This is a genomic window from Kitasatospora sp. NPDC029367, from assembly GCF_055569135.1.
On record NZ_JBVHYH010000008.1, the window covers coordinates 105949 to 125024 of the forward strand.

At 72.1% G+C, this 19076-nt stretch carries 17 protein-coding genes; 10 read left to right on the top strand and 7 right to left on the bottom strand.

What is annotated here, in order from left to right:
• Nucleotides 1–760: 760 nt before the first annotated feature.
• Nucleotides 761–1921: a pyridoxal phosphate-dependent aminotransferase gene (locus tag ACZ4W5_RS07365; RefSeq protein ID WP_465653483.1), complete on the bottom strand. Its 1161-nt coding sequence runs from the start codon at nt 1919–1921 to the stop codon at nt 761–763.
• A gap of 39 nt (nt 1922–1960) precedes the next feature.
• On the opposite strand from ACZ4W5_RS07365, the gene ACZ4W5_RS07370 reads away from it, so the two are divergent.
• Nucleotides 1961–2098: a hypothetical protein gene (locus ACZ4W5_RS07370; protein ID WP_360227429.1), complete on the top strand. Its 138-nt coding sequence runs from the start codon at nt 1961–1963 to the stop codon at nt 2096–2098.
• Between the two features lie 331 nt (nt 2099–2429).
• Here the strand turns inward: ACZ4W5_RS07370 and ACZ4W5_RS07375 are convergent, their stop codons facing one another.
• The 4 genes from ACZ4W5_RS07375 to ACZ4W5_RS07390 all read right to left on the bottom strand — a co-directional run bounded on the left by ACZ4W5_RS07375 (nt 2430) and on the right by ACZ4W5_RS07390 (nt 5907).
• On the bottom strand, nt 2430–2957 hold the full coding sequence (locus tag ACZ4W5_RS07375) for a hypothetical protein (protein ID WP_465653484.1): 528 nt from the start codon (nt 2955–2957) through the stop codon (nt 2430–2432).
• Nucleotides 2945–4567: an alpha/beta hydrolase gene (locus ACZ4W5_RS07380; RefSeq protein WP_465653485.1), complete on the bottom strand. Its 1623-nt coding sequence runs from the start codon at nt 4565–4567 to the stop codon at nt 2945–2947. The genes ACZ4W5_RS07375 and ACZ4W5_RS07380 overlap by 13 nt, the downstream gene beginning before the upstream one ends.
• A gap of 3 nt (nt 4568–4570) precedes the next feature.
• A complete protein-coding gene (locus ACZ4W5_RS07385) occupies nt 4571–4972 on the bottom strand; it encodes a WXG100 family type VII secretion target (RefSeq protein WP_465653486.1) in 402 nt (133 codons plus the stop codon).
• 380 nt (nt 4973–5352) lie between these two features.
• The gene (locus ACZ4W5_RS07390) at nt 5353–5907 is read right to left on the bottom strand and encodes a type III secretion system chaperone family protein (protein ID WP_360227417.1); all 555 of its coding nucleotides are present in this window, start codon (nt 5905–5907) and stop codon (nt 5353–5355) included.
• A 336-nt stretch (nt 5908–6243) separates the two neighbouring features.
• Between ACZ4W5_RS07390 and ACZ4W5_RS07395 the strand changes: the two genes are divergently transcribed.
• A complete protein-coding gene (locus ACZ4W5_RS07395; protein WP_465653487.1) occupies nt 6244–6525 on the top strand; it encodes a helix-turn-helix domain-containing protein in 282 nt (93 codons plus the stop codon).
• Nucleotides 6526–6602: 77 nt separating this feature from the next.
• Here ACZ4W5_RS07395 and clpB read toward each other — a convergent pair whose 3' ends face one another.
• Nucleotides 6603–9209, bottom strand: a complete 2607-nt coding sequence (gene clpB / locus ACZ4W5_RS07400; RefSeq protein WP_465653488.1) for an ATP-dependent chaperone ClpB — start codon at nt 9207–9209, stop codon at nt 6603–6605.
• Between the two features lie 119 nt (nt 9210–9328).
• Nucleotides 9329–10261: a LysR family transcriptional regulator gene (locus ACZ4W5_RS07405; protein ID WP_402485023.1), complete on the bottom strand. Its 933-nt coding sequence runs from the start codon at nt 10259–10261 to the stop codon at nt 9329–9331.
• 70 nt (nt 10262–10331) lie between these two features.
• Here ACZ4W5_RS07405 and ACZ4W5_RS07410 point away from each other — a divergent pair, with 70 nt between their 5' ends.
• The 8 genes from ACZ4W5_RS07410 (at nt 10332) to ACZ4W5_RS07445 (ending at nt 19075) form a co-directional block, all read left to right on the top strand.
• A complete protein-coding gene (locus tag ACZ4W5_RS07410) occupies nt 10332–11540 on the top strand; it encodes a TDT family transporter (protein ID WP_465653489.1) in 1209 nt (402 codons plus the stop codon).
• Between the two features lie 757 nt (nt 11541–12297).
• Nucleotides 12298–13293, top strand: coding sequence for a LuxR C-terminal-related transcriptional regulator (locus ACZ4W5_RS07415; protein WP_465653490.1), 996 nt, complete (start codon nt 12298–12300; stop codon nt 13291–13293).
• Complete coding sequence (locus ACZ4W5_RS07420) at nt 13283–14266, top strand: LuxR C-terminal-related transcriptional regulator (protein WP_465653491.1); 984 nt, start codon at nt 13283–13285, stop codon at nt 14264–14266. The genes ACZ4W5_RS07415 and ACZ4W5_RS07420 overlap by 11 nt, the downstream gene beginning before the upstream one ends.
• Nucleotides 14259–15233, top strand: a complete 975-nt coding sequence (locus tag ACZ4W5_RS07425) for a LuxR C-terminal-related transcriptional regulator (protein WP_465653492.1) — start codon at nt 14259–14261, stop codon at nt 15231–15233. Before ACZ4W5_RS07420 ends, ACZ4W5_RS07425 begins: the two co-directional genes overlap by 8 nt.
• Nucleotides 15230–16195, top strand: a complete 966-nt coding sequence (locus ACZ4W5_RS07430; RefSeq protein WP_465653493.1) for a LuxR C-terminal-related transcriptional regulator — start codon at nt 15230–15232, stop codon at nt 16193–16195. Before ACZ4W5_RS07425 ends, ACZ4W5_RS07430 begins: the two co-directional genes overlap by 4 nt.
• A complete protein-coding gene (locus tag ACZ4W5_RS07435) occupies nt 16188–17150 on the top strand; it encodes a LuxR C-terminal-related transcriptional regulator (RefSeq protein ID WP_465653494.1) in 963 nt (320 codons plus the stop codon). The genes ACZ4W5_RS07430 and ACZ4W5_RS07435 overlap by 8 nt, the downstream gene beginning before the upstream one ends.
• Nucleotides 17143–18111 carry a LuxR C-terminal-related transcriptional regulator gene (locus ACZ4W5_RS07440; RefSeq protein WP_465653495.1) on the top strand — a complete coding sequence of 323 codons (969 nt, stop codon included), beginning with the start codon at nt 17143–17145 and terminating at the stop codon, nt 18109–18111. The genes ACZ4W5_RS07435 and ACZ4W5_RS07440 overlap by 8 nt, the downstream gene beginning before the upstream one ends.
• Nucleotides 18104–19075 carry a LuxR C-terminal-related transcriptional regulator gene (locus tag ACZ4W5_RS07445; RefSeq protein WP_465653496.1) on the top strand — a complete coding sequence of 324 codons (972 nt, stop codon included), beginning with the start codon at nt 18104–18106 and terminating at the stop codon, nt 19073–19075. The genes ACZ4W5_RS07440 and ACZ4W5_RS07445 overlap by 8 nt, the downstream gene beginning before the upstream one ends.
• Nucleotide 19076 lies beyond the last annotated feature (1 nt).

Here is a 19076-nt window from a genome sequence, read left to right on the forward strand (position 1 = left end):
TCGGTGATTTACCCAACTTTGTCAAGCATTCACCGTTTCGAGCACACCTGCTTCCCGGCTCTGATCGACCCGGTGTGCGACTCTGAACAGCGCGCGCCCCTGTCACCGGCCTGTGCGCCGTGTGCGCTGGTCGTGCGCTCTTCGCGCGCACCGTGCGCTGCCGCCTGCCACGTGGGGGATGCGGGTGGGTCTCCGGGCGTGCCCGACGGGCCGTGGGGCCTGCCTGACGGGCAGCAAAGGAGCATGCCACCCAGGGGAGTTGGGGGCGAATCGGCACGTCCGTCGGGCCAGAATTGGTCCCCTCCAAGGGGGGCGCGCAAAGCCGGACGCGCGCCGTACGCGCGCAATGGACTCCCGGAACCCCCCGATCCCCTTGCACAAACCGCTCCCCGTCGGGCTAGGTAGCGCCGCGCAGGCCGGGCGCAGGCCGGGCGGGGCCGTCGAGCGGCGCCGTCGGTGGCTCAACTTCCTTGTGGAAAGGGCGTGTTCATCGCGCGCGGCGGCTCCGGGGCGCGACCTGACGCGCGGCCGGACGGCAGCGGGGGCGGGAGCAGGGGGATGAGCCCGGGGCGACGGCCCCGGCCGCGGAGGAACGGGGAGCGGAAAGGGTATTCCGTCGCCCGGCATTCCGCACTTCGTGACGGGTGCGGTGACCGGTTCGGTGACCGGTTCGGTGACCGGTGAGGACGTCGGCGGCTTCTTCCGGTTCTACCGGACTCCGCACGGCACCGAATTCGCCGCCGACGTCGACCGGCGTCGCTCAGAGCCGCTGCAGCCGGTCGACGGCCTCCTGGAGCACCTCGTCCTTCTTGCAGAAGGTGAACCGGACCAGGCTGCGGCCGGCGTCCGGGTCGTCGTAGAAGACGGCGTTGGGGATGGCGACGACGCCGCAGCGGTCCGGCAGGGCGCGGCAGAAGTCGACACCGTCCTTCTCGCCGAGCGGGGTGATGTCGGTGGTGATGAAGTACGTGCCCTCGGGGGTGAAGGCGCGGAAGCCGGCCGCGGTGAGGCCGTCGAGCAGGAGGTCGCGCTTGCGGCGCAGGTCGGTGCGCAGGGTGTCGAAGTAGTCGTCGGGCAGGCGCAAGGCCTCGGCGACGGCGTACTGGAAGGGGCCGGCGCTGACGTAGGTGAGGTACTGCTTGGCGGTGCGCACGGCGGCGACCAGGGCGGGGCTCGCGGTCACCCAGCCGACCTTCCAACCCGTGAAGGAGAAGGTCTTGCCGGCCGAGGAGATGGTGACGGTGCGCTCGCGCATGCCGGGGAGGGCGGCGAGGGGGTGGTGGGTGGCGCCGAAGACCAGGTGCTCGTAGACCTCGTCGGTGATCACCAGGAGGTCGTGCTCGATCGCGAGGGCGGCGATGCCGGCCAGCTCCTCGGCGGTGAGGACGGTGCCGGTCGGGTTGTGCGGGGTGTTGATCAGCAGCAGCCGGGTGCGCGGGTTGATCAGGGCGCGCAGTTCGTCCAGGTCGGGGCGGAAGTGCGGGGCCCGGAGGGTGAGCGGGCGGCGGACGGCGCCGGCCATGGCGATGCAGGCGGCGTAGGAGTCGTAGAAGGGTTCGAGGGCGATCACCTCGTCGCCGGGCTCCAGCAGGGCCAGCAGGGCCGCCGCGATTGCCTCGGTGGCGCCGGCGGTGACCAGGACCTCGGTATCGGGGTCGTACCCGAGGCCGTGGAAGCGCTGCTGGTGCTCGGCGACGGCCGTGCGCAGCTCGGGGATCCCGGGGCCGGGCGGGTACTGGTTGCCGCGGCCCTCGCGCAGGGCCCGTACGGCCGCCTCGCGGACCTCCTCGGGCCCGTCGGTGTCCGGGAAGCCCTGCCCGAGGTTGATCGAGCCGGTGGCCGTGGCCAGGGCGGACATCTCGGCGAAGATCGTCGTCCCCATGCCCGCCAGCCTGCGGTTCAGCAAAGGCCTCGTACCCATCAGCGGCTCCTCACGGCTCGTAGTCAGAGCCATCCTCTGATGGCTGGCGAGCGATGGACAAGCAAGCGCAACCCGTCGATCCAGCTGATGCCCTGGTACGGCATCGGCGAGCACCCGGGGGTGTGCGCACAGCACGCCACCGCCGAGCAGACCACCGCATCGACCGCGGCCGCTTGACGTGCCCCTTGACGTTTCCAGCGCGGATCCCGCCGCCCCGTTTCCAGACGTGTCCATCACGCCCCAGCGCCTCATCTGCTCCGTCTCGGTTGGCTGGGTCGCCAAGATCCTTGGCACGAACGAGAAGTACGTGTACGCGCGTACGTTCCTCGGCCGGAGCGGCCAGCCCTACGGCTGGCCGCTCCGCGGTAACGGTATCTACGAGTGCCGCGAGATCGGCCCGTTCGGAAGGAAAGCCGCACGCATAGCCCGTCGGTTGAGCCCGCGGAGCGCCGACTCCTAGCAACCGGGACAGCCCCGCTACCAGCGAGATCTTCGACGGACTTCCAGCTCACCCGGTGGGTGGCTTGGTGCCGTTGGGCCAGACACACGGGGACACAAAGGCGATGTGCAGCGTGGTGCTCCAGTCGCCGCCGTCGTCGATGGTGGCGCTGAAATCGTCTTTCGGATTCTTGAGGAAGATGGCATCAGCGTGGCTGCTGGTGACCTTGAACCCGGCTTTGACGAGATGGTCGCGGAAGGCATCGAAGGTGGCGGCATGATGGTCGGCCGGGATGCCTCGCAGATAGCGGGAGGTTACGGCCATGGTCCGGCCGTCTTCCTCCGAAGGGGCGTCGTTCTTGAAGCACCACCCGTCGCTGTCCCGGTCGGCGACTGCGGTCACCGGTTGCGGGAGGGCGGCGAATACGTCGGCGAAGTACGCCTCGGTCTTCTGTTTGGCCTGCTCATGGGTCATCGTCGGGCCGTCGTCCGTACCAGCACAGGACGTGGCCATCAGCAGGACGGCGACGGCCGGCAGCGCCAACCTCGCGGCCTTGGTAAGGCGTTGGTTGGTCCCGTTCGCCATCACGGCCGCCATGTGCCCGCGATGACCCTGCCGAATTCCTTGACCGCGTCCCCATTTGGATTCCAGTAGTGGGAGTGATCGCTGTCCCCGGCCTGCAAATGCCGGGCTCCGAAATCGGAACTCATAGGATCCTGCCTGAACCACTCGCTTCGCGCTACCGCATACATCCCGGAGTCCTCGCTTCCCCGGGCGACGTATACGTGGGACGGGTCGATGTTCAGTTCCCTGGCGTGGTCGACGCCGACGCCGGGACTGCCGACGAGGATGACGTCGTCGACTGGTGGCTTGAGGTCGCGCATGGTGTAACCGACTGCGAGGGTTCCGTAACTGTGGCCCATGAGGATGTTGTGCGACGGTGCGCCCTCGTGGGTCGAGCGCAGCCCGACCTGGAAACGGGCCAGATCCTTCTCCGCGTTCTCGGCGAAATGGTCCATTGCTGCGTCCGGGATCTTGTTCTGCGGCGCGTCATACCCGACCCACGCGATTGCCGCGGTGGACTTGGTTCGGCCTTCCGTGGTGGCTGCCTTCACCATCTCGTCCGCCTTGTCGACGTCGCCGCTGACCGCTGCGAACTTGGAGGTGGTGCCAGGGACGAAGGTCACGACGTTGTCGGCCGTGTCGGGGTTGTTGACCGAGACGATTGCCCGGCCGTTGCCCTTGGTGTCGAAGCCGAGGAGGAAGGCCGGCGTGTTGCCACGGGCGGCCAGTTTCTTGCCGTCCAGGCGGCTTTCGATGTCGGCGATTCCCTTGAGTTTCTCCCGCAGGTCGATGTTCTTGGCATCCCAGGCCATCCAGTCCGGGTTGGTGATGGGGCCCTGCCCGCCATCGATCTTGTGCGGTGGCTCGGGGCCCAGATGGTCGAGTTGGAGTTGGAGGTTCTGCTTGGCGTTCTTCATGTTGATGCGGTTGGCCTGGTCGCGGGCGACGGCGGGGATGCCGTCGAGGTTGCCGACCTGGTCGGGGTGGTCGTTGATGAACTTCTGACGCTCGCTGTCACTGAGGCCGTTCCACCACTGCTTGACGGAGGCCGGGTCCGTGCCCGCGGCGGGTATCTGCTCGCGGGCGGTCTCGGCCGCCTGGTCCTTCGCCACCGTGGCGGCGTCCAGGCCGGTGCCGTTGCTCGCGTTGGTCGCGAGGTGGTTCAGCCTGGCACTGATCTCCTGGTCCGCGTGGTCGGCTTCACTGAGTGCGGCGGCGATGCGATTGCTGATGGCGATCGCCGTCGTCTCGGCGCCGGCGCCTGCGTAGTTCGGGGACGTGGGCTCCTTGTCCCATGTGATGCGGCCGTCAGGGGCGACGTTGAGCTTCGCGTTCTTGGCGTCGTCCAGGGCGTAGATCAAGTGGGCCTGGGCCAGCGCGAATTGTTCGGCGGCCTTGGCAAGTGCCTTGCTGACGAAGTCGAGCTCACTGTGCGCGGACTGGAGTTCGGTGCCCAGGAACTGGATTCGGGCATGGGCGTGGTCGGCGGCGGTGCCGGTCCAGTGCGAGCTGGTGAGTCGGTCGACGACCTCGTGCTGCCAGGACTCGATGTGCTGGCCGAAGGCCGAGTAGAGCTTGTCGAAGGCGTTCTTCGCGATGGTGATGTTGTTGATGTTGGCGTCGTAGAGCGTCTTGATGTTCATCGCTTACTCGGCCGCCTTCGCGCTGGAGGGCTTCACCGGGCCCGGGACGACGGTCGTGCCGAAGGGGTCCGGCTCGTCCGGGATCGGCGCGGTCGGGTTCCTCATACGCGTGTGGACGTCCTTCTCTACCTGGCGGTAGTAGGCGGCCGATGCGGCGAGCTTGGTACCGACGTCCCCCATGTCGCCGGCGAGCTTGTCCAGCAGCGTCTTCCAGTTGGTGCCGCAGTCTCGCACCGCGGCGGCCGTCAGCCACCCCTGCAGCGTGCCGGCGGCCTGGCTGCACGGCTCCGTCACCTTCGAAGTCTCACCCGGTATCAGACCCCCGACGTGCTGCGCGCTCTGTGCGCAGCCGTCCAGCTCAGCCGGATTGACCTTGAACTCCAAGGCCAGATCAGGATCCGCCATGTGTTCCCCCCTGTAGCCGGCCCCGAGGCGTTGCCCGCAGCCCGCATTCCCCCAGAAATGATTACTGTCGGATAGTAATCGGTTGCTTCTAGCTGCGATCGGTGGAACTGGGCGTTGGCATGAACGCGAGTGGGGCATGGACAACCGAGGGATGGGAGCACTCGCAGGCGGACCCGGCATCTTGGCAGGGCCACCGCATTCGCCCTCAGCTCGCCAGCGAACAGGTAGGCGAGCAGGGCTTGACCCAGCCGAGCCGAGCCGAGCCGGGGCCGGGGACAAGGACGGCCAGGCGGCCGGGAGGGCGCGGGAGGGTACGGGAACGGCCCGGCCCCCGGCGTCTGCCGGGGGCCGGGCCGCAGGGGTGCGCGGCGGGGCCGGGATCAGGCCTCCTCGCCGTCCTCGCTGCCGCCGTCCTCGCCCTCGATCTCGTTCTGCAGGCCGAGGCGCTCGACGATCCACTGCTCGAAGCCGACCGCGGCCTGGGTCCAGTTCGCGGTGGTGGTGACGAAGTAGTCCAGGTTGACGCCGGTGCCGACGATCATCTGGACCTCACCGATCAGGCGGACCACGCCGTCCTCGTGGGTGTGGGTGTACACCTTGGGCCAGAGGGTCTCGCGGTTCCACTCGTCGATCAGGTCGAGGATCTCGCCCTTCTTCTCCAGCGGGTACGCGCGGTCGTAGAAGGCACGGACCGCGAAGAGCTCCTTCTGCTCGCCGCGGAACATGTAGTAGACGCGGAAGCCCTCCCAGGGGGCGGTGAGGTCGCCCTCCTCGTCCACGACGTGCTTGAGCTGCATCTGGTCGAGCAGCTGGGCGACCAGGGCCTGGTCCGGGACGACGATCGGCGGAGGGCCGGCCGGCCGGCCACCCTGGCCACCGGGCTGGCCGCCCTGGGGCACGCCGAACGACGGGATGGACGACGGGTCGATGCTCATGGGGGGTCCTCTTCCTCAGTGCACGTGGTGGCCGGCAATGAGAGGCCGCCCTTTCCACCTCCCATCCTGCCTCATTCGGGGCTCCGCTCACAGGGGAGGCGGGGGGCGCGTCGATCTTCGTCCCGGGGTGTTCGGAGGCCTCCGTCACGCACGGTGCCCGGGGTGCGGCGGCCCCGTCGCACGCCCGGCGCGCGCGTGATCCAAGTCACGCGCCCGGCGCCCGGGTTCGCCTGCCGTGCGGGCCGGATGCGGTTAGCGTGCGACGGAACCGGCCCGGGGCAAAGGCCTTTCCTCCCGGGCGAGTTGAGGTGTTTTGAACCGAAGGGGGGAACGGGGATGGAGCGTACGGTGACGGGGGAGGGCGCCTTGCTCGGGGCGTTGCTGCGGAACATCCGGCTGGACCGGGGGATGACGCAGGAGCAGTTGGGGGAGGCGTCGGGGCTGAGCGTGCGGTCGATCCGCGACCTGGAGCGGGGGGTGTCCTGCCCGCGGGTGTCCACCCTGCGGCTGCTCACCCAGACCTGGAACCTCCCGGAGTCCCAGGGGGCCGAGCTGCACCGGATGGCCCGCGCCTGGCGGGACCGCGCGCGGCGGGAGCAGCGGGCCTCGGGGGAGTGAGGGCGCCCGGCGGCCGCCCCCTCGCGCGGGCGAGGGGGCGGCCGAGGGCGGTGCCCGTGACGGGAGGGGGCCGGTGGCTACTTCTCCAGCGGGCCCCGGCCCCGGACCGTGAGCCGGTCGCCCTCCTCGTCCCGCTCGACCAGGACGGTGTCCCCGTCGTGCACCTGGCCGGAGAGGATCGCCCGGGCGAGCTGGTCGCCGATCGCGGACTGCACCAGCCGGCGCAGCGGGCGGGCGCCGTACGCCGGGTCGTACCCGGTCAGTGCCAGCCAGTCGCGGGCCGCCGCGGAGACCTCCAGGGTGAGCCGCCGCTCGCGCAGCCGCTCGCCGAGGCGGGCCACCTGGAGGTCCACGATCCGGCTGAGCTCGGCGGTGCCCAGCGGGTCGAAGACCACGATGTCGTCCAGCCGGTTGAGGAACTCCGGCTTGAACGCGGCCCGGACGGAGTCCAGCACCAGGGCCTTCTTCCGGTCCTCCGGGGTGGTCGGGTCGACCAGGTAGTGCGAGCCCAGGTTGGAGGTGAGGATCAGGATCGCGTTCCGGAAGTCCACCGTGCGGCCCTGGCCGTCGGTGAGCCGGCCGTCGTCCAGCACCTGGAGCAGCACGTCGAAGACCTCGGGGTGGGCCTTCTCCACCTCGTCCAGCAGCACCACGCTGTACGGGCGGCGCCGGACCGCCTCGGTGAGCTGGCCGCCCTCCTCGTAGCCGACGTACCCGGGCGGGGCGCCGACCAGACGGGCGACCGAGTGCTTCTCGCCGTACTCGCTCATGTCGATCCGGACCATCGCCCGTTCGTCGTCGAACAGGAAGTCGGCCAGGGCCTTGGCGAGTTCGGTCTTGCCGACGCCCGTCGGGCCGAGGAACAGGAAGGATCCGGTCGGGCGGTCCGGGTCGGCGATGCCCGAGCGGGTGCGCCGCACGGCGTCCGAGACGGCCTGCACGGCCTCCGTCTGGCCGATCAGGCGGCGGCCCAACTCCTCCTCCATGCGCAGGAGTTTGGCGCTCTCGCCCTCCAGCAGCCGGCCGGCCGGGATGCCCGTCCAGGAGGCGACCACGTCGGCCACGTCGTCCGGGCCGACCTCCTCCTTGACCATCGAGGCGGAGGCGTCCTGGTCGGCGGCGCGCTCCTGGGCCTCGGTGAGCTCGGTCTCGGCTGCCGGGATCTCGGCGTACATCAGCTTGGACGCCCGCTCGAAGTCCCCGTCGCGCTGGGCCCGTTCGAGCGCACCGTGCAGGCCCTCCAGCCGCTCCTTGAGCTCGCCGACCCGGTTGAGGCTCTTCTTCTCCTGCTCCCAGCGCGCCGTCAGCACGCTCAACTGCTCGTTCTTGTCGGCCAGATCGCGCCGCAGCCGGGCGAGGCGGTCGACCGAGGCAGGGTCCGACTCCTTCTCCAGGGCCAGCTCCTCCATCCGCAACCGGTCGACGGAGCGCTGGAGTTCGTCGATCTCGACCGGGGAGGAGTCGATCTCCATCCGGAGCCGGGAGGCCGCCTCGTCGACCAGGTCGATCGCCTTGTCGGGCAGGAAGCGGGAGGTGATGTAGCGGTTGGACAGGGTCGCCGCGGCGACCAGGGCGGCATCCGAGATCTGCACCTTGTGGTGCGCCTCGTACCGGCCCTTGAGGCCGCGCAGGATGGCGATCGAGTCCTCCACGCTGGGCTCGCCGACCAGCACCTGCTGGAAGCGGCGCTCCAGGGCCGGGTCCTTCTCGATCCGCTCGCGGTACTCGTCCAGCGTGGTGGCGCCGACCATCCGCAGCTCGCCGCGGGCCAGCATCGGCTTGAGCATGTTGCCCGCGTCCATCGCGGAGTCGCCGCCGGCGCCCGCGCCGACCATGGTGTGCAGCTCGTCGATGAACGTGACGACCTGGCCGTCGGAGGACTTGATGTCGTTCAGGACGGCCTTCAACCGCTCCTCGAACTCGCCGCGGAACTTGGCGCCGGCCACCATCGCGCTGAGGTCCAGCGCGACCAGCCGCTTGCCGCGCAGCGACTCCGGCACGTCACCGGCCACGATCCGCTGGGCCAGGCCCTCGACCACTGCCGTCTTGCCGACGCCGGGCTCGCCGATCAGCACCGGGTTGTTCTTCGTCCGGCGGGAGAGCACCTGGACCACCCGGCGGATCTCGTGGTCCCGGCCGATCACCGGGTCGAGCTTGCCGTCCCGGGCGGCCTGGGTGAGGTCGGTGCCGTACTTCTCCAGGGCCTTGTAGGTGCCCTCCGGATCCGGCGACGTGACCCGGCCGCTGCCGCGGACGTCCTTGAAGGCGGCGAGCAGCGCCTTGGGCGTCGCGCCCTGCTGCGCCAGCAGCTCGGCGACCGCCCCGCCCTCGGCGGCCAGGCCGACCAGCAGGTGCTCGGTCGAGACGTACTGGTCGTCCAGGTCGTCCGCGCGCCGGCCGGCCTCGGTGAGCACGGCGAGGGTGTCCCGGGCCAGCTGCGGGGCGGCGACCGTCGAGCCCATGGCGCTGGGCAGCGCCGCCAGCTGGCGGCGCGCCTCGGCGTCGACCCGGGCGGGGTTCGCCCCGACCGCCTCCAGCAGGGGCCGGGCGATGCCCTCGGGCTGCTCCAGCAGGGCGATCAGGATGTGCACCGGCCTGACGTCCGGGTTGCCTGCGGCGCCCGCCTGCCGGATCGCGGCGGACAGGGCGTCCTGGGTCTTGGTGGTGAACTTGCTCGCGTCCACTGCTGGGGGGTCCTCCCTCGTCGTCCTTCACTGCTGCTAGATACAGCATGCACTAAGTTGAGTGTATTCCGCTCAACTTTACGGCGGAAGGCTTTTCCATAGTCGGGGCCCCGCGCGGTTCAGGCCTCCCGCCGCGGGTGCTGGCGGACGCTCCGCCGGGTCAGCCCCAGCAACTCCCGGGCCGGCCCGCCCGGCCGCTGCCCGGCCGGCCACACCGCGCGCAGCGGCCGTCGCAGGTCCAGCTCCTCCGCCAGCGGCACCTCGACCAGCCGCCGGGTGGCCAGCTCCTCCACCACCGCCAGCTCGCTCAGGCAGACCGGCCCCGCCCCGGTCATCGCCGCCCCCTTCAACGCCGTGGACGAGGCCAGCTCCATCCGGGGCTGCACGGCGCCCCCGTACGGCGCCAGCGCCGCCTCCAGCACCTCCCGGGTGCCCGAGCCGGGCTCGCGCAGCACCAGCGGGGTGGCCGCCAGCTCCGCCCCGGTCAGCGGGGTGCGGCGGCGCGCCCAGCGGTGGCCGGGTGCCACCACGACCACCAGCCGGTCCGCCGCCACCACCGCGCCGGCCAGCCCGGGCGGGGTGGTCGGACCCTCGACGAAGCCGAGGTCGGCGTCCCCGGCCAGCACGTGCCCGGCGACCTCCGCCGAGTTCGCCGTCCGCAGCGTCACCGCCGTCCCCGGGCTGGCCTCGGACAGTGCCAGTAGCCAGCCCGGCATCAGGTACTCGGCGACGGTCAGACTGGCCACCACCCGCAGCTTGGCGTCCCGCCGCTCGCGCAGCGCGTCGATCCCGGCGTCCAGCGCCTGCGCCGCCTCCAGCACCTGGCGGGCCCACTCGACCACCAGCCGGCCCGCCTCGGTCGGCCGGCTGCCCCGGGGCGAGCGCTCCAGCAGTGGGACGCCGATCTGCCGCTCCATGCCCTTGATCCGGGCGCTCGCGGTCGGCTGGCTCACGCCCAGCTCGGCCGCGGCCCGGCCGACGCTGCCCAGCCGGGCCACCGCGAGCAGCAGTTCCAGGGCGCCCAGTTCGGGGACGTGCGGGGAGAGGGGCATAGGTTCAGGCTATGCCCTCATAGAACCCGCGGCGCTACCGGCGGCCGGGCCGCTCGGCGACGGTGGAACCATGTCCACCTCGGCCGATGTCCGCCCGCTCACCAGCTCCGCCGCTCCTGCCCGCTCCTCCGAGCAGCCCCGGCCGTCCCGTCCCCCGCGCCCTTCCGGTCCCTCCCGCGGCCCCCGGTCCTCCCGGTCCTCCTGGCTCTCCCGGCTTCCCCGCCTCGACCTGGCCCAGCTCGGTCCCAACTGGTACGCCGCCGTGATGGGCACCGCGATCGTGGCAAACGGCGCCGCCGCCCTGCCGGTCCACCTGCCCGGGCTGATCGGCTTCGGCGAGGTGATGTGGGCGCTCGGCGCTGCGGCCCTGGTGCTGCTGGCCGGCGCCCGCCTGGTGCACCTCACCCGGCACCGCGAGGCGGCCCGCACCCAGCTGCTGGACAACCCGGCCACCGCCGTCTTCTACGGCTGCCCGCCGATGGCCCTGCTGGCGGTCGGCCTCGGCACCCTGCTGCTCGGCTCCCGGGTCATCGGCACCGGCCCCGCCGTCGCCCTGGACGCCGTGCTGTGGGGCGTCGGCACGCTCTACGCGCTGACCGTCGCGGCCGGCATCCCGTACCTGATGATCACCCGGCACCGGGTGTCCGCCCTGGAGGCCAACCCGACCTGGCTGCTGCCCGTGGTCGCCCCGCTGGTCGCCTCCGCCTGCGGCCCGGCCCTCGTCCCCCACCTGCCCACCGGAACACCCCAGGAGGCCATGCTGTACGGCTGCTGGGCGCTGTTCGGGATCGGCCTGCTGGCCACCCTGGTGCTGCTGCCCGTGGTGTTCACCGGCCTGTTCCACAGCAAGCTCCCCACGCTGGTGCTCACCCCCGCGCTGTTCCTGGTGCTCGGCCCGCTCGGCCAGTCCGTCACCGCGATCCACCAACTCGCCGACGCGGCCCGCCCGGTGCTGCCCGGGCTGGCGCCCGTCCTGCTGCCGCTGGCCGAGCTGTACGGGGTCGCCGTGATCGGCGTCGCGATGCTCTGGCTGGCCGTCGCGCTGGCCGCCAACCTGCGCGCCCGGCGGGCCGGGATGCCGTTCGCGATGACCTGGTGGGCGTTCACCTTCCCGGTCGGCACCTGCGTCACCGGCGCCTCCGCGCTCGCCCGGCACACCGGCTTCGGCGGCTTCACCGGGCTCTCCGTCGGGCTCTACCTGCTGCTCGGCACCGCCTGGGTGCTCGCCGCGACCGGCACGGCCACCGGGCTGCTGCGCGGACGGCTGCTGGCGCGCTGAGCGCGGGCGCGCTGAGCCGGACGCCCTGAGCCCGGCGCGCTGAGTCGGGCGCGCTGAGTCGGAGGCCCTGAGTCGGAGGCCCTGAGTCGGGCGCCCTGACCTGGGCGCCCCGCTCGGTGCGGCCGGCGCGGGCTGAGCTGCGACGACCCGCGCGGCGGCCGCCCGCACTCAGGAGCATGCCGCCGTTGCAGGAACGCGCAGCTGCACGATGACGGTGAACTGCCAATCGCTGCGCGCCGTCCTTACCCCCCGCTGGCCTCGGCCTTTACCGGAATCCCGGCCCCCGCCCGTGGCCCCGCACCCGCTGCGGGATGCAGATAACTGCAATTGCGCGAACCTGCACTCGGACGGCACTTGTTCACCGGCCGTCACGCTGTGAGGGTGGAGGTGCGCCAGGTCGTCCGGGCACCGCAGTCCGATGGTGGCGACCAGCTCTTCAGAACTGACCACGAGTGCAACGTCCCGCACGCGTGGAACGGGGGGGAAGAGCCCCGGCCGGGATCCATGTGTGGTGATGGAGCCCGAACCGGTACCGGCGAGGCGTTGCTGCTCCGCCTCGACGGAATCGCCTGGACCTGGCGTACCGATGGCGGCCCCCGGGACCCCGTGTGCGACGGCACCCGGACCCGGGGGCCCGCCTTCCGGCCGGTAGCGTGGGACGCCCGGCCACCGGCGCCCGCGGACCGCGCGACCCGCGGCCCCGCGCGCACGGACGGGGACAGGCAAGGGGAGAGGCGTCCGGCAGGGAGAGTACGACGTGACGGCGGAACCGGCGGTCGCGCCGCACCATGCGGCACCCGAGGGCGAGGAACCCGACGAGGCCGCCCGACAGCTCTACCTCGCCGTCATCGCCGAAGGCGGCCGCATCCCGTTCGCCGACGTCTCCGACGCCGACCGGGCCGCGCTGCGGCAGCTCCTCGACATCGGCCTGGTCATGGTCAACCGGATGGACCGCTGCTACACCGCCGTCAGCCCGCGCTCCGTCAGCGACCGGCTCGGCGCCGAACTCCGCAGCGAGGCAACCCGGTTGCTGGTCCGCGCCGAGAACCTCCCCGGCGCCCTCGACGGCCTCACCCGCGCCTACGACGCGATGCCCCGCCCGTCCGGCACCTCCGGCGGCGCGGTCTACGTCGAGGGCCACGTCCACATCCGCCAGCGGATCTCCCAACTGGTCTCCGACTGCCGCTCCGAGGTCCTCACCGCCCAACCCGGCCACCGCCCCGCCGACACCCTCCAGGTCGCCCTCGCCCAGGACGTCCAACTCCTCCAGCGCGGCTGCTCCCTGCGCACCGTCTACCAGCCCGTCGCCCTCGTCGAACCGGCCGCCCTCGCCTACGCCGAGCAGGTCACCCGGTACGGCTCGCAGATCCGGGTCCTCGACGAGCCCTTCCAGCGCCTGATCGTCTTCGACCGCAGCGTCGCCGTCATCTCCGCCAACGACGACAACAGCACCGCCGCGTTCATCAGCGACCCGGCCACCCTCGCCTTCCTGATCGGCGGCTTCGAACGCGACTGGGCCCGCGCCGACACCGCCGAGGCCGCCGCCGCCCTCGGCCAGGGCCCCGCCCGCACCATCCCCGACCGGGTCGGCCGGCTGCTCGCCCGCGGCCTCACCCAGCGCGCCGTCGCCACCCGGCTCGGCCTCAGCGAACGCACCGTTGCCGGCCACATCTCCCGGCTGCGTGACCGGTACGGCGCCCAGACCCTCTTCCAGCTCGGCTGGCTGATGAGAGGCGCCCGCGATGACCGATGAGCCCGGCCCGGCCGAACGCGCCCTCTACCTCGCCGTGGTCCGCGCCGGCGGCCGGCTGCGCCCGGAGGACCTCGCCCCCGCCGACCGCGCCACCGTCGCGGCCCTCGTCGCCCGCGGGCTCCTCACCCCGACCGCCACCGGCTACACCGCCGCCAACCCGCGCGCCCTCGGCGACCGGCTCGGCACCGAACTCCGCCTCCGGGCCGTCCGGCTGCTGGTGCACGCCGAGCGGCTGCCGGGGACCCTCCAGCCGCTCTCCCGCGCCTACGAGGCGCTCCACCGGCCGTCCGGGGGCGTCGACGGTGCTCGGCTGGACTGCGCTCGGCTGGACGGCGCTCGGCCCGACGGGGTCGACGTTGGTGCCGGGGGCGGTGCCGCCGCCGTCCGCCAGTGCATCTCCGAACTCCTCGCCGAGTGCAAGGAGGAGTTCCTCGCCGCCCGCCCCGGCCACCACTCCGCCGAGGTCCTCCAGACCAGCCTCGCCCAGGACCTCGCCCTGCTCCGGCGCGGCTGCTCGGTGCGCACCCTCCACCAGCCCGGTGCCCTCGCCGACCCCGCCACCCTGCGCCAGGTCGCCCTCCGCAGCGGCGAGGGCGCCGAGGCCCGGGCGCTCGCCGAACCGTACGAGCGGATGCTGGTCTTCGACCGCTCGGTGGCCGTCATCCCCGCCGTCGAGGACCGCAGCCGCGCCACCGTCGTCACCGACCGCACCACCGTCGCCTACCTGGTCGCCCAGTTCGAACGGGACTGGGCCCGCGCCACCCCCGCCGACCGCAACCTCGGCGCCCCCCACCCCACCACCGTCCGCATCGGCCGGCTGCTCGCCCGCGGCCTCACCCAGCGCGCCGTCGCCACCCGGCTCGGCCTCAGCGAACGCACCGTCGCCGCCCACATCTCCCGCCTCCGCGAGCGCTACGGCGCCCAGACCCTGTTCCACCTCGGCTGGCACCTCCGCGGGGAACGCCATGGCTGACCCCACCGCCCTCCTCGCCGCCGCCCTCCCGGACGCCGCCGCCCGCGCCCTCTACCTCGCCGTCCTGCGCGAGGGCGGCCGCATCCGCGCCGCCGAGGTCGATCCGTGCGATCGGGAGGCGCTCGGGCGACTGGTGGAACTAGGACTGCTGGTACCGCAGTTGCTGGACGGGTCCTACAGCGCCGTCGACCCGCGCACGGCCATCGAGCGAATCGGTGGCGAGATCCGCCGGCAGAGCATTCGCCTGCTCGCGGAAGCGGAGCAACTCCCCGAGCTGATGGACGAGCTCACCCAGGCCTACGACACCAGCCCGAAGCGGCGGAGCGCCTCGACCGGGGCGCGCTACGTCACCGGGAAGGAGGAGATCCGGCACGAGATCGACCGGCTGACCGAGGCGATGCCCGGAGACGGCATGTCGGCTCAACCCGGCGGCCCCCGCCCGGCCAACGAGCTACCGGACTCACTACGGGGCGCCCGCCGCTTCCACGAACGCGGCGGCACCGTGCGCTCCCTCTACGAGATCTCGGCCAAGTACGACCCGCCGACCGTACGCTTCGCCGCCCAGGCCTCCCGGCTCGGCGCCACCACCCGCGTCCTCGCCGTACCGTTCAGGCGCTTCCTGATCTTCGCCCGCACCGTCGCCGTCATTCCCGCCGCCGCCGACTACAGCACCGCCGCCGTGGTCGACGATCCGGCGACGGTCGCCTTCGCGGTCGACACCTTCGAGACGCTCTGGCAGCAGGCCGAGGGCGTCAACTGGGCCGCGCTGGACGATGGTTCCCTCGGCTCCGCCGTCCACGAGCAGGTCGGCGCCCTGCTCGCCCAGGGCCTCACCCAGCGGTCGGTCGCCACCCGCCTGGGCCTGAGCGAGCGCACCGTGGCCGGCCACATCGCCCGCCTCCGCGAGCAGTACGACGCCGAGACGCTGTTCCAACTCGGCTGGCAGATGCGGGGTGAACGGTCATGACCGGCCTCAGCGGCGCCCTTCCGGACGCCGCCGCCCGTGCGCTCTACCTCGCCGTCCTGCGCGAGGGCGGCCGGATCCGCGCCGCCGAGGTCGATCCGGGAGATCGGGAGGCGCTCGGGCGGCTGGTGGAACTCGGGCTGCTGGTACAGCAGTTGGTCGACAACTCGTACAGCGCCGTGGACCCCCGGTCGGCCGCCGAACGCATCGGCGCCGAGATCCGCAGGGCCGGCGCCCGGCTCCTGGTCGAGGCGGACCAGGTCCCCGAGCAACTGCGCGACCTCACCCATGCCTACGACACCGCACCACGCCGGAAGCCGGGCCTGGGCCGGGCCCGGGTCATCACCGGCAAGGCCGAGATCCGGCACGAAGTCGAGCAACTGACCCAGGAGTTCGCCGGCGAAGCCCTGAGCGCCCAGCCCGGCGCCGCGCGAGACGCAGGCCAGCTCGCAGAATCCCTCGTCCGCACCCGCCGCTACCTCGAACGCGGCGGCGCCATCCGCTGTCTGTTCGAGCTCGGTGCCCGCACCGACCCCGGGGCCGTGGCGTACGCGGCGGCGGCCACCGCGCCGGGCTGCGCGATCCGGGTGCTCGCCCGTCCGTTCAAGCGCTTCCTGGTCTTCGACCGGACCGTTGCCGTCATCCCCGCGGACCCTGACCTCAACAGCGCCGCCGTGGTCGACGACCCGGCGACGGTGGCCTTCGTCGTCGAGGCCTTCGAGCAGCTGTGGCAGCGGTCCGACAGTGTCGACTGGGCGTCCCTGGACGGCGGCGCACCGGAGTCGGACCTCCGTGACCAGATCGCCCGCCTCCTCACCCAGGGCCTCACCCAGCGGTCGGTCGCCACCCGCCTGGGCCTGAGCGAGCGCACCGTCGCCGGCCACATCGCGCGCCTGCGGGAGTCGTACGACGCGGAGACGCTGTTCCAGCTCGGCTGGCAGATGAGGGGAGCCCGCGATGCCTGAGCCAGTACTCGACCTGCCCGACGCCGCTCGTGAGCTCTACCGCGCGATCCTGGAGGACGGCGGGCGGCTCCGGATCGCCGACATCCCGGGGGAGGCCGCCGACACCGTTCAGTCCCTGTTGGAAACGGGGCTGTTGAAGCTGTACGCCTCGGACGGCGTGCTCAGCGCGGTCAATCCGCGTACGGTCACCACCCGGATCGCGGCCGAGCTGCGCGCGGCCGGTACCCGCTTGCTGGTCCAGGCGGAGGAAGTGCCCGACCTCCTCGGCGACCTGGCCGCCGCCTACGACAGTGCTCCGCGACGCCACGACGGCGCCGGGGCCACCCAGATCGTCCACGGACACGCGAACATCCGGCACCGGGTCTCCCAACTCGTCGAGGAGCTGGGCAACGAGGCCCTGTCCCTCCGCCCGGGCGGTGCCAGGCCGGCCGAGGCCGCGGACGACATCGTGGCGCACGCCCGCCGCTACGCCGAGGCGGGCGGCACACTGCGCACGATCTACGAGGTCGCGGCCCGGCTCGACGGCCCGACGGTTCGGATCGCTGCGCGACTGACGGAGGCCGGCTGCCACATCCGGGTCCTGCCCGTCCCGTTCCGACAGCTGATGATCCTCGACCGGACCGTCGCGGTGATCCCCGCCGCCCCGGACGACAGCAGCGCGGCCTTCGTCGAGGACCCGGCCGTGGTCGACTTCCTGGTCCAGGACTTCGAGACGCACTGGCAACAGGCCGAAGGCGTCAACTGGGCCGCCCTTGCAAAGGGTTCCACCGAGGCCGCCGCCCACGAACAGGTCGGCCGCCTGCTCGCCCGCGGCCTCACCCAGCGCGCCATCGCCACCCGCCTGGGCCTGAGCGAGCGCACCGTCGCCGGCCACATCGCGCGCCTGCGGGAGTCGTACGACGCGGAGACGCTGTTCCAGCTCGGCTGGCAGATGAGGGGAGCCCGCGATGCCTGAACCGGTACTCGACCTGCCCGATGCCGCAGCCCGTGAGCTGTACCGGGCGATCCTGGCCGAGGGCGGCCGGATCCGCGTCGGCGAGATCCGCCCTGAGGACGAGTCCGCCGTCCGACAACTCGCCGACCTCGGCCTGCTCTTCCTGCACATCGCGGACGGCGTCTACACCGCGGTGAACCCCCGGGCCGTCGGCGAGCGGATCGGCACCGAGCTCAGGGAGCAAGGGGCCCGCCTGATCACCCGGGCGGCGCGCATCCCCGAGCTGCTGGACGACCTCACCCAGGCCTATGACCTCGCGCCCCGCCGGAATCCCGAACCCTCGCCCGCGGTCCAGTACGTCGTCGGCCTGGAGCAGATCCGTCACCAGGTCGCCCAGATCCACGCCGACCACCCGAGCGAGACCCTGTCCCGGCAGCCAGGAGGTGCTCGGCCCGCCGCGCACCTGGCGGAGGCCCTCGAATCCGACCGTCGCCACATTGAGAAGGGCGGCACCATGAGGACCATCTACGAGGCGTCCGCCCTCGCCGATCCGCCGACCGTCTCCTTCGCGGCACAGGCGACCGAACTCGGCGTCGCCATCCGGATCCTGCCGATTCCGTTCACCCGGCTCTTCATCTTCGGCCGGTCCGTCGCCGTGATCCCCGTCGGCGAGGACTACAGCTGCGCCGCCTTCGTCGAGGACCGGGCCGTGGTCGACTTCCTGGTCCGGGAGTTCGAACTGCACTGGCAGCAGGCGGAAGGGGTGAACTGGTCGGCCCTCGCCGGCGGAACCGCTGATGCCCCGTTCCACGACCAGATCGGGCACATGCTCACCCAAGGCCTCACCCAGCGCGCGATCGCCACCCGCCTGGGCCTGAGCGAGCGCACCGTCGCCGGCCACATCGCGCGCCTGCGGGAGTCGTACGACGCGGAGACGCTGTTCCAGCTCGGCTGGCAGATGAGGGGAGCCCGCGATGCCTGAGCCCGACCTGCCCGACGCCGCCGCGCGCGAGCTCTACCGGGCGGTCCTGGCCGAGGGCGGCCGGATCCGTGTCGGTGAGATCCGCCCCGAGGACGAGTCCGCCGTGAAGCAACTCGCTGACCTCGGTCTGCTCGTCCTACGAGCAGCGGATGGGTCCTACAGCGCGGTGAATCCGCGCGCCGTAGGCGAGCGCATCGGTGCGGACCTGCGGGAGGAGAGCGCCCGCCTCCTTGCCCGGGCCGCCGCCGTTCCGGATCTGCTCGAGGACCTGACTCACGCTTACGACACTGCGCCCCGTCGCGCCGACCGCGTCGGTGGGACACGTCGGGCGGTGGGGTTCGATCAGATTCGGCACGTGATCGCCCAATGCATCCGGGACTACCCGCACGAGGCACTGGCAGCCCAGCCGGACAGGATCCATCCGCCGGCGCACCGAGTGGATTCACTGGTGCAGACACGCCGTTACGTCGATGACGGCGGATCGATCCGGACGATCTACGGCCCGCAGGCCCGGATGGATCCGGACCATGTCGAGTTCGCAGCGGAGAACACGAATGCGGGCTCCCGGATCAGGGTGCTGAACACGCCGTTCAACCGGATCATGATCTTCGACCGCGCCGTCGCCCTGCTGCCTGCGGCCCCCGACAATAAGGTGGCCGCCGTCGTGGAGGACCCGGCGGTGGTGGCACACCTCGCGGACATCTTCGACCAGCAGTGGCAGCAGGCTGAGGCGGTGGACTGGGTGGCGCTCGCGGACGGTTCCCTCACTCCTGTCGCCCACGAGCAGGTGGGTCGCCTGCTCGCCAGGGGTCTCACGCAGCGGGCGATCGCTTCCCGTATGGGCCTGAGCGAACGGACCGTGGCCGGTCACATCGCCCGGCTGCGTGAGGTGTACGACGCGGAGACCCTGTTCCAGCTCGGCTGGCAGATGCGGGGAGCCCGGACGGGGGAGTCCGGTGGGTGAG

Bases quoted from the DNA above. Each gene is read 5' to 3' on its own strand.
- ACZ4W5_RS07365 (WP_465653483.1), bottom strand. From the start codon at position 1,921: ATGGGTACGAGGCCTTTGCTGAACCGCAGGCTGGCGGGCATGGGGACG.
- ACZ4W5_RS07370 (WP_360227429.1), top strand. From the start codon at position 1,961: ATGGCTGGCGAGCGATGGACAAGCAAGCGCAACCCGTCGATCCAGCTG.
- ACZ4W5_RS07375 (WP_465653484.1), bottom strand. From the start codon at position 2,957: ATGGCGGCCGTGATGGCGAACGGGACCAACCAACGCCTTACCAAGGCC.
- ACZ4W5_RS07380 (WP_465653485.1), bottom strand. From the start codon at position 4,567: ATGAACATCAAGACGCTCTACGACGCCAACATCAACAACATCACCATC.
- ACZ4W5_RS07385 (WP_465653486.1), bottom strand. From the start codon at position 4,972: ATGGCGGATCCTGATCTGGCCTTGGAGTTCAAGGTCAATCCGGCTGAG.
- ACZ4W5_RS07390 (WP_360227417.1), bottom strand. From the start codon at position 5,907: ATGAGCATCGACCCGTCGTCCATCCCGTCGTTCGGCGTGCCCCAGGGC.
- ACZ4W5_RS07395 (WP_465653487.1), top strand. From the start codon at position 6,244: ATGGAGCGTACGGTGACGGGGGAGGGCGCCTTGCTCGGGGCGTTGCTG.
- ACZ4W5_RS07405 (WP_402485023.1), bottom strand. From the start codon at position 10,261: ATGCCCCTCTCCCCGCACGTCCCCGAACTGGGCGCCCTGGAACTGCTG.
- ACZ4W5_RS07410 (WP_465653489.1), top strand. From the start codon at position 10,332: ATGTCCACCTCGGCCGATGTCCGCCCGCTCACCAGCTCCGCCGCTCCT.
- ACZ4W5_RS07420 (WP_465653491.1), top strand. From the start codon at position 13,283: ATGACCGATGAGCCCGGCCCGGCCGAACGCGCCCTCTACCTCGCCGTG.
- ACZ4W5_RS07425 (WP_465653492.1), top strand. From the start codon at position 14,259: ATGGCTGACCCCACCGCCCTCCTCGCCGCCGCCCTCCCGGACGCCGCC.
- ACZ4W5_RS07430 (WP_465653493.1), top strand. From the start codon at position 15,230: ATGACCGGCCTCAGCGGCGCCCTTCCGGACGCCGCCGCCCGTGCGCTC.
- ACZ4W5_RS07435 (WP_465653494.1), top strand. From the start codon at position 16,188: ATGCCTGAGCCAGTACTCGACCTGCCCGACGCCGCTCGTGAGCTCTAC.
- ACZ4W5_RS07440 (WP_465653495.1), top strand. From the start codon at position 17,143: ATGCCTGAACCGGTACTCGACCTGCCCGATGCCGCAGCCCGTGAGCTG.
- ACZ4W5_RS07445 (WP_465653496.1), top strand. From the start codon at position 18,104: ATGCCTGAGCCCGACCTGCCCGACGCCGCCGCGCGCGAGCTCTACCGG.